Origin of the sequence: Bradyrhizobium sp. SRL28 (genome assembly GCF_018596315.1) — a bacterium.
Lineage (GTDB): Bacteria > Pseudomonadota > Alphaproteobacteria > Rhizobiales > Xanthobacteraceae > Bradyrhizobium.
Window position 1 is genome coordinate 1 of sequence record NZ_JAHEAG010000235.1, and the last position, 414, is coordinate 414.

Genomic DNA, 414 nt, shown 5'->3' on the forward strand with positions numbered 1-414 from the left:
ATACAATCTGGCAGGCGGATCGATTCCAGTTCGCTGCCCACGACATTTTCTTGCAGCGAACCTCCCCCTCTTTTGATGCTGCGGTTTGGGAGCTATGGACACCTTTGTCGATCGGGGCACGTTCAATTCTTCTTCCTCTCGACCGGCAACTAGATATTCGAACAATTTTGAGTCTGCTGGGTAAGTACCGAGTGACGGTTCTGCAATTGGTTCCGTCGCTTCTTTCAGCATTGCTTGGGATCACTGACGTTGAGCAAAAGGAAATCGATTATCTACGCTACATATTCTGTGGTGGAGAGCTCTTCAGAAACGGGTTAGCCACTAAATGGCTGCAATTGGCATCGACGGCACTTGTCAACCTCTATGGACCTACTGAGGCGACGATTGACGCGACAGCTTGGTTTTATCGAGCTG

General features: G+C 49.8%; 1 protein-coding gene. It reads left to right on the forward strand.

Translation table 11 applies throughout. The annotated features are described in order from the left end of the window. Positions 1-414, forward strand: a 414-nt coding sequence (locus tag KIP88_RS46150; protein ID WP_214494674.1) for an AMP-binding protein, incomplete at both ends; no start/stop codon positions are given.